This window comes from Aquimarina spinulae (assembly GCF_943373825.1).
Lineage (GTDB): Bacteria > Bacteroidota > Bacteroidia > Flavobacteriales > Flavobacteriaceae > Aquimarina > Aquimarina spinulae.
In genome coordinates, this window is the sequence record NZ_CALSBP010000001.1 from 68,412 (window position 1) to 81,401 (window position 12,990).

The 12,990-nt window shown below is 32.2% G+C and carries 12 protein-coding genes; 5 read left to right on the top strand and 7 right to left on the bottom strand.

Features of this window, described 5'->3' with window-relative positions:
• Nucleotides 1-28 precede the first annotated feature (28 nt).
• Genes NNH57_RS00310 through NNH57_RS00320 form a run of 3 tightly spaced genes read right to left on the bottom strand, consistent with a single transcriptional unit; the run spans nt 29 to nt 2,183 of the window.
• Nucleotides 29-379, bottom strand: a complete 351-nt coding sequence (locus NNH57_RS00310; RefSeq protein ID WP_025665997.1) for a carboxymuconolactone decarboxylase family protein — start codon at nt 377-379, stop codon at nt 29-31.
• Nucleotides 376-1,215 (bottom strand): twin-arginine translocase subunit TatC, encoded by an 840-nt coding sequence (gene tatC / locus NNH57_RS00315; protein ID WP_074408167.1) that lies wholly within the window; start codon nt 1,213-1,215, stop codon nt 376-378. The genes NNH57_RS00310 and tatC overlap by 4 nt, the downstream gene beginning before the upstream one ends.
• A complete protein-coding gene (locus NNH57_RS00320) occupies nt 1,215-2,183 on the bottom strand; it encodes a KpsF/GutQ family sugar-phosphate isomerase (protein WP_074408166.1) in 969 nt (322 codons plus the stop codon). The genes tatC and NNH57_RS00320 overlap by 1 nt, the downstream gene beginning before the upstream one ends.
• 235 nt (nt 2,184-2,418) lie before the next feature.
• On the opposite strand from NNH57_RS00320, the gene NNH57_RS00325 reads away from it, so the two are divergent.
• On the top strand, nt 2,419-4,623 hold the full coding sequence (locus NNH57_RS00325; protein WP_074408165.1) for a RecQ family ATP-dependent DNA helicase: 2,205 nt from the start codon (nt 2,419-2,421) through the stop codon (nt 4,621-4,623).
• Nucleotides 4,624-5,337: 714 nt separating this feature from the next.
• Nucleotides 5,338-5,463, top strand: coding sequence for a hypothetical protein (locus tag NNH57_RS26440; RefSeq protein WP_256527433.1), 126 nt, complete (start codon nt 5,338-5,340; stop codon nt 5,461-5,463).
• Between the two features lie 213 nt (nt 5,464-5,676).
• Here NNH57_RS26440 and NNH57_RS00330 read toward each other — a convergent pair whose 3' ends face one another.
• Nucleotides 5,677-6,039: a LytR/AlgR family response regulator transcription factor gene (locus NNH57_RS00330; RefSeq protein ID WP_159099184.1), complete on the bottom strand. Its 363-nt coding sequence runs from the start codon at nt 6,037-6,039 to the stop codon at nt 5,677-5,679.
• Between the two features lie 417 nt (nt 6,040-6,456).
• On the opposite strand from NNH57_RS00330, the gene NNH57_RS00335 reads away from it, so the two are divergent.
• The 3 genes from NNH57_RS00335 (at nt 6,457) to NNH57_RS00345 (ending at nt 9,041) form a co-directional block, all read left to right on the top strand.
• Nucleotides 6,457-7,389: a peptidylprolyl isomerase gene (locus NNH57_RS00335; protein ID WP_074408162.1), complete on the top strand. Its 933-nt coding sequence runs from the start codon at nt 6,457-6,459 to the stop codon at nt 7,387-7,389.
• Between the two features lie 327 nt (nt 7,390-7,716).
• Nucleotides 7,717-8,514, top strand: a complete 798-nt coding sequence (locus NNH57_RS00340) for a hypothetical protein (RefSeq protein WP_074408161.1) — start codon at nt 7,717-7,719, stop codon at nt 8,512-8,514.
• An 11-nt stretch (nt 8,515-8,525) separates the two neighbouring features.
• Nucleotides 8,526-9,041 carry a YfiT family bacillithiol transferase gene (locus tag NNH57_RS00345; RefSeq protein ID WP_074408160.1) on the top strand — a complete coding sequence of 172 codons (516 nt, stop codon included), beginning with the start codon at nt 8,526-8,528 and terminating at the stop codon, nt 9,039-9,041.
• Nucleotide 9,042: 1 nt separating this feature from the next.
• Here NNH57_RS00345 and NNH57_RS00350 read toward each other — a convergent pair whose 3' ends face one another.
• The 3 genes from NNH57_RS00350 to NNH57_RS00360 all read right to left on the bottom strand — a co-directional run bounded on the left by NNH57_RS00350 (nt 9,043) and on the right by NNH57_RS00360 (nt 12,901).
• Nucleotides 9,043-9,567 carry a GNAT family N-acetyltransferase gene (locus NNH57_RS00350; RefSeq protein WP_074408159.1) on the bottom strand — a complete coding sequence of 175 codons (525 nt, stop codon included), beginning with the start codon at nt 9,565-9,567 and terminating at the stop codon, nt 9,043-9,045.
• 42 nt (nt 9,568-9,609) lie between these two features.
• Complete coding sequence (locus tag NNH57_RS00355) at nt 9,610-10,167, bottom strand: thioredoxin family protein (RefSeq protein WP_074408158.1); 558 nt, start codon at nt 10,165-10,167, stop codon at nt 9,610-9,612.
• A 220-nt stretch (nt 10,168-10,387) separates the two neighbouring features.
• Entirely contained in the window at nt 10,388-12,901 is a 2,514-nt protein-coding gene (locus NNH57_RS00360) for a M14 family zinc carboxypeptidase (protein WP_082994893.1), read from the bottom strand.
• Nucleotides 12,902-12,990: the final 89 nt, after the last annotated feature.

Here is a 12,990-nt window from a genome sequence, read left to right on the forward strand (position 1 = left end):
TACATTATTCTTTTTAACTGCTATATACTTAAGAAGCTTTTGCTTCAAGTGCGTCCCAAAACTCATAAGCACGACGTAAATGAGGGATAACGATAGTACCTCCTACCAGGGTAGCAATACTAAGGGATTCGACCACTTCTTCTTTGGTTAACCCTTCTTTATGACAGGTTTCAAGATGGTAGCGTACACAATCGTCACAGCGCAGTACTACAGAAGCTACTAACCCTAATAATTCTTTTGTTTTTACATTTAGAGCACCTTCCATATAGGCATTGGTATCCAGGTTAAAGATTCTCTTAATTATTTTATTATTGTCCTCCAGAATACGAGAATTCATTTTCTCTCTGTAGCTGTTGAATTCGTCAACTATATCACTCATTTAGATTGTTTTTGTAATTTTTTCTTTTCTTTTTTTATAACAGCTTTAGATATAAAAATACTTACCTCGTATAATATTAAAACCGGAATAGCAACAATAACCTGACTAGCAATATCAGGTGGTGTAATTACGGCAGAAAGTATTAATACAATTACTAAAGCAAATTTTCTGTATTTCCTTAAGAACTCAGGAGTAACTAACCCTACTTTGGTAAGGAAAAACATAATAACAGGAAGTTCGAATATTAGACCACAAGCTATTACTGAAGCTCTTACCAGTGCTATATAGCTATCAATATCAAATTCGTTAAGCACCTCTTTACTCACTTGATATCCTCCTAAGAAATTAATGGATAATGGTGTAATCACGTAGTATCCAAAAAGTACTCCCAGGAAAAATAAACAGGAACAGATAATAATAAATCCTTTAGAATTCTTTTTCTCTTTATCATACAATGCGGGAGAAATGAATTTCCAGAATTCATATAGTACATAAGGAAATGCTATAATAAAACCTGCTGTTATTGAGGTCCAGATATGAACAGAAAATTGACCCGCTACTTTTCTACTCTGCACGCTAAAAGGTAATTCTTTAAAGCATAAACTTTCATCTAAACCTAGAAGTTTAGATAGATTACAGAGACCGTTATAGGTGGGGAAATCTGGTTTTTTTGGACCAAAAATTATAACATCGAAGATGAGTTCTTTTGATATAAAAGCTATAATTCCGGCAATGAGTACTGCAACCGTAGCCCGAATTAAATGCCAGCGTAGCTCTTCTAGATGATCTAGAAAAGACATAGACTGAGGGTCTTTTTGAGTAGTGTTGTCAGCCATTATAAAATACCTTCTCTCATTAAATCATGAATGTGTAGTAACCCGACATATTTACCATCCTTTTCTGCTAGTAATTGAGTTATTGAGTTTTCCTCTAATTTCTCTAAAGCATCTACTGCCATTGCATCATTATCAATACGTTTGGGGTTAGGAGACATAATATCTTTAGCGATCAAGCCCTCAAAAGAAGTAGTGCCTTTTGTTAACATTCTACGCAAGTCTCCATCAGTTATAATACCAAGAATAGTCCCGTTTTCTGTAACTGCGGTAGCTCCTAATCTTTTTTCTGTCATTTCAACAATTACATTATTTATATTAGACTCTGGAGATACTTCAGGTTTTTCGTTTCGAGATGTGATATCGCTTACTCGAAGGTATAGTTTTTTTCCCAATGCACCTCCTGGATGATATTTGGCAAAATCCCTACTAGAAAACCCTTGCAGGTGCAATAAGCATACTGCAAGTGCATCTCCTATAACCAGTTGCGCAGTGGTACTTGTTGTAGGGGCTAGATTATTAGGGCATGCTTCTTTTTCTACATAGGCATGCAATACATAATCAGCTTCCTGACCTAAAAAAGACTCTTTATTAGCTGTAATGCCAATTAAAGGGTTTTTAAAATTTTTAATCAAAGGAACCAGAACTTTTATTTCTGGAGTATTACCACTTTTAGAAATACAAATAACGATATCATCTTCGAGAATATTTCCTAAATCACCATGAATGGCGTCGGCAGCATGCATAAAAACTGCAGGAGTACCTGTAGAATTCATTGTAGCAACAATTTTGGTGGCAACAATAGCACTTTTGCCTATACCGGTAATAATAACTCTACCTTTTGAGTTATGTATCGTTTCTACAGCATCAGAAAATTCTTTATCAATGAGCTCTTCTAAGTGGGCAATTGCACGAGCTTCCTCGGCAACAGTTTTTTTGGCATATGAAATTATAGTGTCCTGGGTGTTCAAAATTTAAAAAATTTTCGTGTTATAAATAAAGATTTTACTATCTTTAATTTACGCAAAGGTATACAATACCTTATTAATTTTAAATAGTGATAAAAAAAAGCGTATTAATTTATGCTTTGTTTATCTTTGGCATACTAAAATTAAAAACGAAACATCCACTAAGTCTGTATTTGGGGAAATAGATTTAGTGTTAGTGAATCTTTATTTAATTGGTATATAAAAGTTAAATGATTTAATGAGTTTGAATGAAACTGACTTGCAAAGTGCTTTAAAAAAACATTTTGGGTTTAGTCAATTTAGAGGACTACAGGAAAAGGTAATACAAAGTGTTTTGGAAAAACAAAATACATTTGTAATCATGCCTACAGGCGGAGGTAAATCCCTATGTTATCAACTGCCCGCTTTAATGTGTAAAGGGACCGCTATTGTGGTTTCACCCCTGATCGCATTAATGAAAAACCAAGTGGATGCTATTCGAAGTATTTCATCAGTAGAGGGTATTGCCCATGTACTTAATTCGTCTCTTAATAAATCCGAAGTAAAAAGGGTAAAAGAAGATATAATTAATGGGGTCACTAAGCTATTGTACGTTGCACCAGAATCACTTACTAAAGAAGAGTATGTAGATTTTTTAAAATCTCAGGAAATTTCTTTTTTAGCAGTAGACGAAGCGCATTGTATTAGTGAATGGGGGCATGATTTTAGACCCGAATACAGAAATCTACGCAATATTATAAAAAGAATAGGAGAAGATATTCCTATTATAGGACTTACCGCAACTGCAACTCCAAAAGTACAGGAAGATATTCTTAAAAATTTAGGGATGAGTGATGCTAAAACATTTAAAGCATCATTTAATCGCCCTAATCTGTTTTATGAAATACGCCCTAAAACAAAAAATGTAGATGCAGATATAACCCGTTTTGTGAAACAAAATAGTGGTAAAAGTGGGATTATATATTGTCTTAGTAGAAAAAGAGTAGAAGAGCTGGCACAGACATTAGAAGTTAATGGTGTAAAAGCTGTTCCTTATCATGCAGGATTAGACGCCAAAACCAGAGCTAAACATCAGGATATGTTTTTGATGGAAGATGTAGATGTGGTAGTTGCTACCATTGCCTTCGGAATGGGAATCGATAAACCCGATGTGCGCTTTGTGATTCATCATGATATGCCTAAAAGTATAGAGAGTTATTACCAGGAAACAGGACGTGCTGGCCGAGATGGAGGAGAAGGACATTGCTTGGCATACTATGCATATAAAGATATAGAAAAGTTAGAAAAATTTATGAGCGGTAAACCTGTTGCCGAACAGGAGATAGGCCACGCTTTGTTACAAGAAATAGTAGCATTTGCAGAAACCTCTATATCCAGACGTAAATTTATATTACATTATTTTGGTGAAGAGTTTGATGATGTAAATGGTGATGGTGCTGATATGGATGACAATGTACGTAACCCAAAGAAAAAGCACGAAGCTAAAGATGAAGTAAAGTTACTGCTTGAAGTCGTTAGTAAAACTGGAGAGATATATAAATCTAAAGATCTGGTTAATACACTTATAGGTAAGAGCAATGCCTTAATTATTTCGCATAGAACACATCAACAAGATTTCTTTGGAAGTGGTAAAGCAAGAGATGACAAATATTGGATGGCTCTTGCACGCCAGGTGTTGGTAAAAGGATATTTGCGTAAAGATATCGAAACTTATGGAGTGATTAGGATTACTGCAGAAGGAAAAAAATTTATCGACAACCCGATAAGTTTTATGATGACCGAGGATCATATATATAATCAAACTACCGATGATTCTATAATAACTGCAGCAAAGTCTGGAGCTAAAGGAGGTAGTGATGATAAGTTAGTTGGGATGCTACGGAATTTAAGAAAAACAGTATCCAAAAAACTAGGAGTTCCTCCATTTGTAGTGTTTCAGGATCCTTCTATTGATGATATGGCTCTTAAATATCCCGTTACTGTAGAAGAATTAGCAAATGTTCATGGTGTAGGTGAAGGCAAAGCCAAAAAATACGGCCCTGCATTTGTAGCGCTTATAGCAGAATATGTAGAAGAAAATGATATTATGAGACCCGATGATTTTGTAGTTAAAAGTACAGGAGCTAATAGTGGTCTAAAATTATATATCATACAAAATGTAGATAGAAAACTACCTTTGGATGATATAGCTGCTGCAAAAGGGATGGATATGACTGCTTTTATAAAAGAAATGGAAGCTATTGTCTATAGCGGTACTAAACTTAATATTGGGTATTGGATAGATGAAATTCTTGATGAAGACCAGCAAGAAGAAATTCATGAATATTTTATTGAAGCCGAAAATGATAAAATAGATACAGCAATAGAAGAATTTGATGGGGACTATGATGATGAAGAATTACGTCTATATCGTATCAAATTTATTAGTGATGTAGCGAATTAGAATATGATATACAATATAGAAAAAGGCTTTGGAGGAACTCCAAAGCCTTTTTTACTGCCTTATTCCAAAATCAGTTTATTTATAAAAATTCTCGAAGACTGACTGAAAAACACTTATTTCAAAATTTAAATGAATCGTTAAAACTAATTTTGTTAGCGTTTATCAATTAATCTACTACACTCACCAATATGTTAATTTGATTTTTATTTACTAACCATATATTTATATAAGATTTTATTTTTTATACGATATAAGTGTAATCAGTTTGTGAGAAATAAATTAAATCATCTATTGTGTCTGAAAAATTAAAGCATTGAGGTATAACTCTTTTTAAACTATATACTAAATTTTGAATAGTATAAATAAATTATAGAAACAGTTAAAAAATACAAAATCAAAAAAATTAAAATCTCACTATACTGATTACTTGTTGGAATTATTGAGACACTTGTAGTACTTATCAATAAAAGATGAAAACGGAATTAAAAAGTTGTCTGGTAGTAGATAAAATCACAGGTACGCAGAGCTATAATCTCAGTTTAGCTCATGGTATGTCTGGTATCTTAAAATAGATCCATACCATTTTTGATAAGTAGAAAGCAAGTAAAAGTATTTATGAAGAATACTTATTTATTTAATAACAATTAAAATTTTTAATCATGAAAAAAAAGAAGTTATCTAATTTAAATTTAAACAAAAAAAACGATTTCTAAATTGAATAGTTCAAAAATAATTGGTGGTAGAGATTCTCGTCCTACTGTTCCTACTTTAGAACTTTCTTATTGTATAGGTATTCCCGGAGTTCCTGCAGGTTGTATGTCTGTTGACCCTTGCGCATAATAGAACCTCTATCCTGTTACTTTATTTTGTAATAGTGAAAGTGATTAAGTAAAAAAGGATTAATCATTTAATAAGAGGCTGTCTAAAAATATTTAGGCAGTCTTTTTATTTTCAGTTAATTGATTAAGATTCTGGCTTAAGTTTTCGATATCGAGTGTTTTAGAAAATAACTTAAAGCGCTCTATATATGCGAAAAAAATATTCTACATCAATTTATGAAAGACTTTTTATTAATTCTATTAACTTTGGTTTATTACGTATAGAAACAACTATTCTTTCTTTATTACTCAGAGTGATAGCTTCTTTTTTGTATATAGAGTGAATTTGGTTAATATTAATTAATGTTGATCTATTTGCTCTAAAGAATCCTTTTTTAGATAATAAGCCTTCATAATATTTTAAAGATTTCGAAACTAAATAAGTTGATTTATTGGATGCTGTAAAAAGACTATAGTTGCCATCTGCCTCACATTTAATAATGTCATTTATATCTACTGCAATATGCTCATTCCCAATATGAACTAGTATTTTGGAGATGCTGGAACTTTCTTTTAAAAAAATATGGTTTTGCGTCAAAAGAAAAGGTTTTTTTATTGATTTGTTACTTTGAATTGTTCTTAGACTTAGAGCGTGTTATTAACTTGATATTCCGTTTTTGGTTTTGTTTAATAGATATAGGGGGTACAGATATGGTTACTAAATGTGTTTACTATATAATGTAGTAATAATGTAAAATGTTACCTTGTTTTTATGTTATATTCTGATTAAATGTGCCGTTGTGTTCAGAAATATTGACGTTATTAAGGATGATCGGAGATTGTTATTATAAATATTCATTTAAATTTAAGCTAAGAATATTGTTAGAACCGTACTAATTCATTAATTTTTCTAAAACTTAATGCCATTTGCTTTTTAAGAACACAAAATATTATAATAAACCACCTACAATTTCCTATCTTTGCAACTTGTTTAAACTTAAATAAAAAGACTGTCATGCAAGACGGATTATACGCAAAATTTAATACTTCAAAAGGAAGTATATTAGTAAATCTAGAATATAAAAAAACACCAGGAACAGTAGGTAATTTTGTTGGCCTGGCGGAAGGTAATATAGATAATCAGGCTATTCCTCAAGGAAAACCATATTATAATGGTTTAAAATTTCATAGAGTGATCGCAGATTTTATGATTCAGGGAGGAGATCCTCAAGGAACTGGAGCTGGTGGACCAGGATATCAATTTGATGATGAGATTCACTCAGATTTAAAGCATGATGGCCCAGGGGTATTGTCTATGGCTAATGCTGGCCCAGGAACAAACGGAAGCCAGTTTTTTATTACTCATGTAGAAACATCTTGGCTGGATGGAAAACATACTGTTTTTGGTAAGGTAGTAGAAGGGTTAGAGATTGTAAATACTATAGAACAAGGCGATGAAATCGAATCTGTAGAGATACAGAGGGTAGGAGCAGAAGCCGAAAGTTTTAATGCTGTTGAAACTTTTAGAAGTTTTAATGGGGCTAAAGCAGAAAGAGAAGCTGCGGCCAGAAAAAAAGCTGAAGATTTATTAGAAGAAATTGCTGCAGGGTTTGAAAAAACCGATAGCGGTTTACGATATAAAATTATTCAAAATGGAGATGGGGTAAAAGCAGAAAAAGGAAAAACTGTCTCTGTGCATTACAAAGGGAGTTTGACCGATGGCACGGTATTTGATTCTTCATATAAACGTAATCAACCTATTGACTTTCCGTTAGGAATGGGACAGGTAATTTCTGGATGGGATGAAGGGATTGCACTGTTACAAGTAGGAGATAAAGCAAGATTTGTGATTCCGCCATACCTTGGATATGGAGACCGAGGTGCCGGAGGAGTTATTCCACCTAATGCAACACTTATTTTTGATGTTGAGTTGGTAGAAGTAAAATAACTTTAGTTCATTACATACAAAATTTAAAAAAAAGTCCCTAATAGAGGGACTTTTTTATTACTTGTTTTTTATCTGGTACATAAAAATAAATCCTTCATATTTATGATTTGATAATAATATGAGAATAATGAAGGTATAAATTATTATATCCTTAGTGTTTTTTTATATTAAAAGCTTTATTTTTAATGAATTGTATTTTTTTTAACATGATTTTTTATTATTTTTAACATTGCAATTTTTTTAAAATCATTTTGTTAAAAAAATGTATTAGGAGGTTTAAATCCTCTTTTATTTATATTTTAACCCAAATTGCATACCCCCCTAGATATGAAACAAGGACTTATTACTTTTTTGATTCTGTGTAATATTCATCTTGCTCTTGGTCAAGAAAAGGTAGATATTCTAGTAAACATCAATGATCAAATAGAGATGATAGATGGTTATATAGAATTTGATACTTTTTTCTTAGACCCAGAAGAGTTTCTTGATAAGATGGCTGATCATGGCGCAGAACTAAACGGATATTATGAGCATGAACGTCTCAAAAAGATTGTTAGAAAAGTTGGTACCAGAACAGCAGATGTTGTAACTGTATTTTATTTTTGGAATGACCAACTTATTCATGTAAACTACAAACAGCGACCTTATTTAGAAACAAAAAACGAGAGTGGTCAACGAATTATGGACTATTCTAGCGCTTTTACTAAGTATGAGTCGAAACATTATTTTAAGAATGATGAAGAGCTAGAAAAAAAAGAAATTGGCCAACCTTTGGATGATATGGAGCCCGAAGAAGAGTTTATCAAATATGCGTATAAAATGAAAGCTCTATTGGATAATAAATTCTATAACAGAGATACATATGAAGCGTTACAGGGAAAATGGCTTTTTATTCAGAATACAGATGACTATTTGATTTTTGAAGGAACAATACGATTTAATTTTTATAACGGAAAATTTGCAAATCGTTTGAAAACCAGAATAGAAGATGGAGGCGTATTGGTTTGTTTTTTTCCAATGGATGACCGTATTTATAGATATAAAATCGATGACTTAAACGATAATATGCTTACACTAACAGATCTTTTTTCTAAAGAAGAATTTGTTTATGCTAAAGTAGAATGATTTTTTAAACTATGGATTTAAGATATCCTATAGGAAAATTTGAATGTCCAAAAATTATAACTTCGGATCATATCGAAAGATGGATATATGATGTAGAAGAGCTACCCACGAAATTATCAAATCTGGTTTCCACATTTAGTGAACAACAATTAGAAACACAATATCGTCCCGATGGGTGGACCGCCAGGCAGGTAATACATCATATTCATGATAGTCATCATAATGGGTATATTCGATTTAAGTGGGCATTAACAGAAAATAAACCCATGATAAAGGCCTATGATCAACAATTATGGGCCGAATTATTTGATACTAAGTCTGCTCCAATTCATTTATCCTTAGACTTGATAAAAGCTTTACATGCTAAATGGGTATACTTCTTAAAAGGTTTATCTGCTCATGATCTCGAAAAAGAGTTTATACATCCAGAAGGAGATATCTCAATTTCGTTGGGCGAAGATATTGGTATCTATGCATGGCATGGTAATCATCATTTTGCACATTTGCAAATTATTGCTCAACTCTAATTTAAAGAGATAATACCATTCTTTGCATCTCCCTATGTTCATCTTTTAGATCAGGATATTCCAGGTTATAAAAAGAAACAGTATCAAATCCCATTTTTTTATAAAAAGGTAGTGCAGGGCTGGTACTCATTACATCTAGCCAAACTATTTTCTTACCTAGATTAACAGCATAATTTTTAACAAACTCGATTCCCTTTTTGCCGATGCCTAGACCTGTAGCTGATTTTAAAAGATATATTTTTTCTAGCTGTAATGTTATAGAACTATCAAATCCTTTGATAGTTTCCTGCTTTTTTATTTTTAATAACCCTAAAGATGTGTTTGCTTTTTGAATTAAAAAATAAACAATGGTATCTGTTTTAAAATCTTCTTCAAAAGCTTTTTGATTAAAACTTAGATTTATATAATAACTGGGGTCATTATTTTTCCAAATATGGGAATAATGTTCGGGGTAGAATTGTTGACTTATTTTACTCAACTCATTACTATCTTTAGCAGAGCATTTTTTAAAAACTACTTCTTGCATATCTTGAAACTACGATATTGTAGCAATTTTTATAAATTATATCTATTCTTTCCACTTAATATTACAACCAATACTTGGTTTTTGTTCTTCAGAAACTTTGGCATTGCGAAGTACTGCATCAAGTGCCTGACGAAGATCACGGCCATTTACAGGAATTCCGTTTCCCGGTCGGGAATCATCTAGTTGTCCTCGATAAATAAGTTTTGATTCTGAATCAAATAAGTAAAAATCAGGAGTGCAGGCAGCATCATATATTTTAGCAATATCCTGAGTTTCATCAAATAGATATGGGAATGTATAGTTGTTTTTTTGAGCAGTTTTCCACATTTCTTTAGGGGCGTCTTGAGGGTATTTTTCGATATCATTACTGCTAATAGCTACAAAACCAAACCCCTGAACCCGATAGTCATTAGCGATACGTACTATTTCTTCGTTAACATGGATCACAAAAGGGCAATGATTACAGATAAACATAACCACAGTTCCTTTTTCGCCTTTTATATCGTTAAGAGAATACTTGTCATTAGTAATAGAGTCTACAAGTGTAAAATCGGGTGCAATAGTACCAAGGGGTAACATATTAGACGGAGTACGAGCCATGATTTTCTTTTTTTTGAAAGGTTTCAGATTACAATATTATACCATATAAGTCTACAAAAACAGACCTTAGTTACAACTGTAATTTACAATTTTAAACATTGAATTCATCTTGATTTTTTCTGTTTGTAAAAACATAAGGTCTTTAACCATTGTTGATACCTTTTTATACGGTATAATTACAGTGTGAAAAAATCAAGATGAGTAGTTCACTTAATATTTTTTACATTTCATCACTAAAGAAAATAGCATTCATTAGTAATTTATTCGTCCCATACCAGAAAGCTCTAAAATTAGTATTGTCGGTAAACAAGATTATATTTCCTTTTCCAAAATCGTTATGCTTAAAAGGAATTGTTCCTGACAGAGAATCCAAATTCTTTTTACTAATATATCCACTTAGCAATGGTTTTTTTGTATATCGAATTGGATTGTTGTAACTCTGCTTGTCTGGTTTAATAAATAATTTTGTATTTCTAAATAGTGAAATCTTATCATTTTTATAACCAAAATTAATAGGATGAGAACGATCTATTTCGGCTTCAAAAATAGCTCCACCAATTACTTGTGCACCATTAAAATCTTGTTTTTGTTCAAAGGATATGTTTTTTGCATCATTTTTTGGAGTAGCAAATTCGATTTTCATGAATTCATTATTCTTAAAAAACTGGGCAGCATTTCTATATCCAATTAGTGTTCCGCCGTTACGAACCCATGTCTTTAATTTTTCTGCTTTTTCTTTGTCAAAAGACGGTCTCCGACTATTTGGCAATATAATATGTGTATACTTTGATAACGTATGTTTATTAAAATTACCTGTTTCTAGTTTTGTGATAGGAATATCATAACGTTGATCCATTAAATGCCAGATTTCTCCAGCATCATAAGGTGTGATTTCACCACCTGTAAACAAACCTATTCTTGGGAGTGATAAAGCACGAAATTGATTACTTCCAAGGTCAATTCCCTTGGTAAGACCTGTAGAAACACTATTGATATCAATATGATTCTCGGCAGCTATTTTTTGTAATAATTTATGTAGCTCTTCTTTATTTAATTTTTGATTTTGAACAGGAATTAAAATTGTACCATAGTCATAATCTTTGTTTTCTAATGAGAAAGGTTTCATTCCAACTTTGGCTCGTAATCCATTAGTTAGAATTTGATATAAAGCCTTTGGAGTGTAATACTCATGCCATTGTATCAAGTATGCATAATTACTTTTGCTAACAGACTTGGTCTTTCGATACGTGAGGTCTGATATTTCGCTACCTATATTAGAAATAGCTGCGTTTTCAGAATAATCCAGATTAAAGGCCAAAGGAAATGTCCAGGCAGAAACATCATAAAAGAGACTATCTTGAAATGTTGTTCTTTTTTCAAAAATAGCTTTTAATAATCTTTTTTGTCTCTGGTTCTTAGGAACAATATAGCTATACTCTTTTTTGAAAAAATTACCTTGAATGGTTACATCTTGTTTAAGTTCATATAATTTGACTTGATGTCTTTTAAGGATTTCGGCAAGATGGTAAGATGAAGTTGCATCTTTTTGGTTGCCAAAAATATAAGCATCTTTAGTTACTTCTTTTCTTGCGTTGTTGTAGAAACTTCGTTTATATTCTAATAACTGTTTACGCATTGATTTTGCAGCTTCTAATGTAGAAAGTGTTGCGGTAAATTGATTTCTTATTGTAAAAGGAAAGGTAAGTAGCCCATTATCGGTTAGCTGGGCGTGACCACGCGAACTACCTTGTTCAAATAAAATGCCAATACTTCCATTAATATCTGGAAAAGTAGATCCTTTACCATAATAAAAGTCGTCGAAATTCTCTTCGGTATAATATAGTGAGCCAATATTATCTAAGGCTTTAGCATGATAATTACCAATTTTTTTGGTGAGTTCCTGATTTAATTTAGGGGTTAAAGGATGCGTTCGTGATTGAATTCCGGGTTGAAAAAAGAAAGTGCTATTAGATCCCATTTCATGATGATCGGTAAGAATATTGGGATACCATTTATGAAAAGTCTTGATGCGAGCTCTGGATTCTGGTAATTGTACGGGTAACCAATCACGATTCATATCAAACCAATAATGATTTGTTCTTCCTCCAGGCCATACTTCACTGTATTCTCGATCTTGAGGATCTGTACTAATGTTTTTACTTTTATTGGTATTTGCCCAATAAGCAAAACGTTGTAAACCATCAGGATTCAATGAGGGATCGAATAAGATAACAACATTGTCTAAAAGATTATCTATTTCTTGCCCTTGTGCAGCAGCAAGGTAGTATGCAGCAACTAATGATGCATTAGAACCGCTAGGTTCGTTACCATGAATAGAAAATCCTTGATATACAATTGCCGGGAGATCTTCTATATGTATTGCATTAGAACCATTTTGGGTAAGCTCTACATGCTTTTTTTGTATTTCCTGAAGGTTTTGGTGATTTTTTTCTGAGGTTATCGTAAGTAATAGTATCGGGCGATCTTCAAAAGTTTTTCCTCTATCTTCAATTGTTATTCTTGAAGATGCTTTGGCAAGAGCCTGCATGTAATTTATAAGTTTATCGTGGGTTACATGCCATTTTCCCGGGACATAACCAAGTACACTTTGCGGAGTAGGAATATCAGGATTGTATGTAACATTTTTTGGGAGGTAATACTCTAAAGATAAATCATCTTGAGAAAAAGAGACAAAATTTAGTAGTGCAAAAAAAATAGTAAAAATACGTTTCATACGTTTTATTTTTTTGTAATTATTTTTGATGGGTGAATATAAAAAAAACCGCTTCAGTGAATGAAGCGGTTTACATAACTTTAACTTAA

Excerpts from the sequence above, each read along its gene's own strand:
- NNH57_RS00310 (WP_025665997.1), bottom strand. The coding sequence starts at position 379 with ATGAGTGATATAGTTGACGAATTCAACAGCTACAGAGAGAAAATGAAT.
- tatC (WP_074408167.1), bottom strand. The coding sequence starts at position 1,215 with ATGGCTGACAACACTACTCAAAAAGACCCTCAGTCTATGTCTTTTCTA.
- NNH57_RS00325 (WP_074408165.1), top strand. The coding sequence starts at position 2,419 with ATGAGTTTGAATGAAACTGACTTGCAAAGTGCTTTAAAAAAACATTTT.
- NNH57_RS00335 (WP_074408162.1), top strand. The coding sequence starts at position 6,457 with ATGCAAGACGGATTATACGCAAAATTTAATACTTCAAAAGGAAGTATA.
- NNH57_RS00340 (WP_074408161.1), top strand. The coding sequence starts at position 7,717 with ATGAAACAAGGACTTATTACTTTTTTGATTCTGTGTAATATTCATCTT.
- NNH57_RS00345 (WP_074408160.1), top strand. The coding sequence starts at position 8,526 with ATGGATTTAAGATATCCTATAGGAAAATTTGAATGTCCAAAAATTATA.
- NNH57_RS00350 (WP_074408159.1), bottom strand. The coding sequence starts at position 9,567 with ATGCAAGAAGTAGTTTTTAAAAAATGCTCTGCTAAAGATAGTAATGAG.
- NNH57_RS00355 (WP_074408158.1), bottom strand. The coding sequence starts at position 10,167 with ATGGCTCGTACTCCGTCTAATATGTTACCCCTTGGTACTATTGCACCC.
- NNH57_RS00360 (WP_082994893.1), bottom strand. The coding sequence starts at position 12,901 with ATGAAACGTATTTTTACTATTTTTTTTGCACTACTAAATTTTGTCTCT.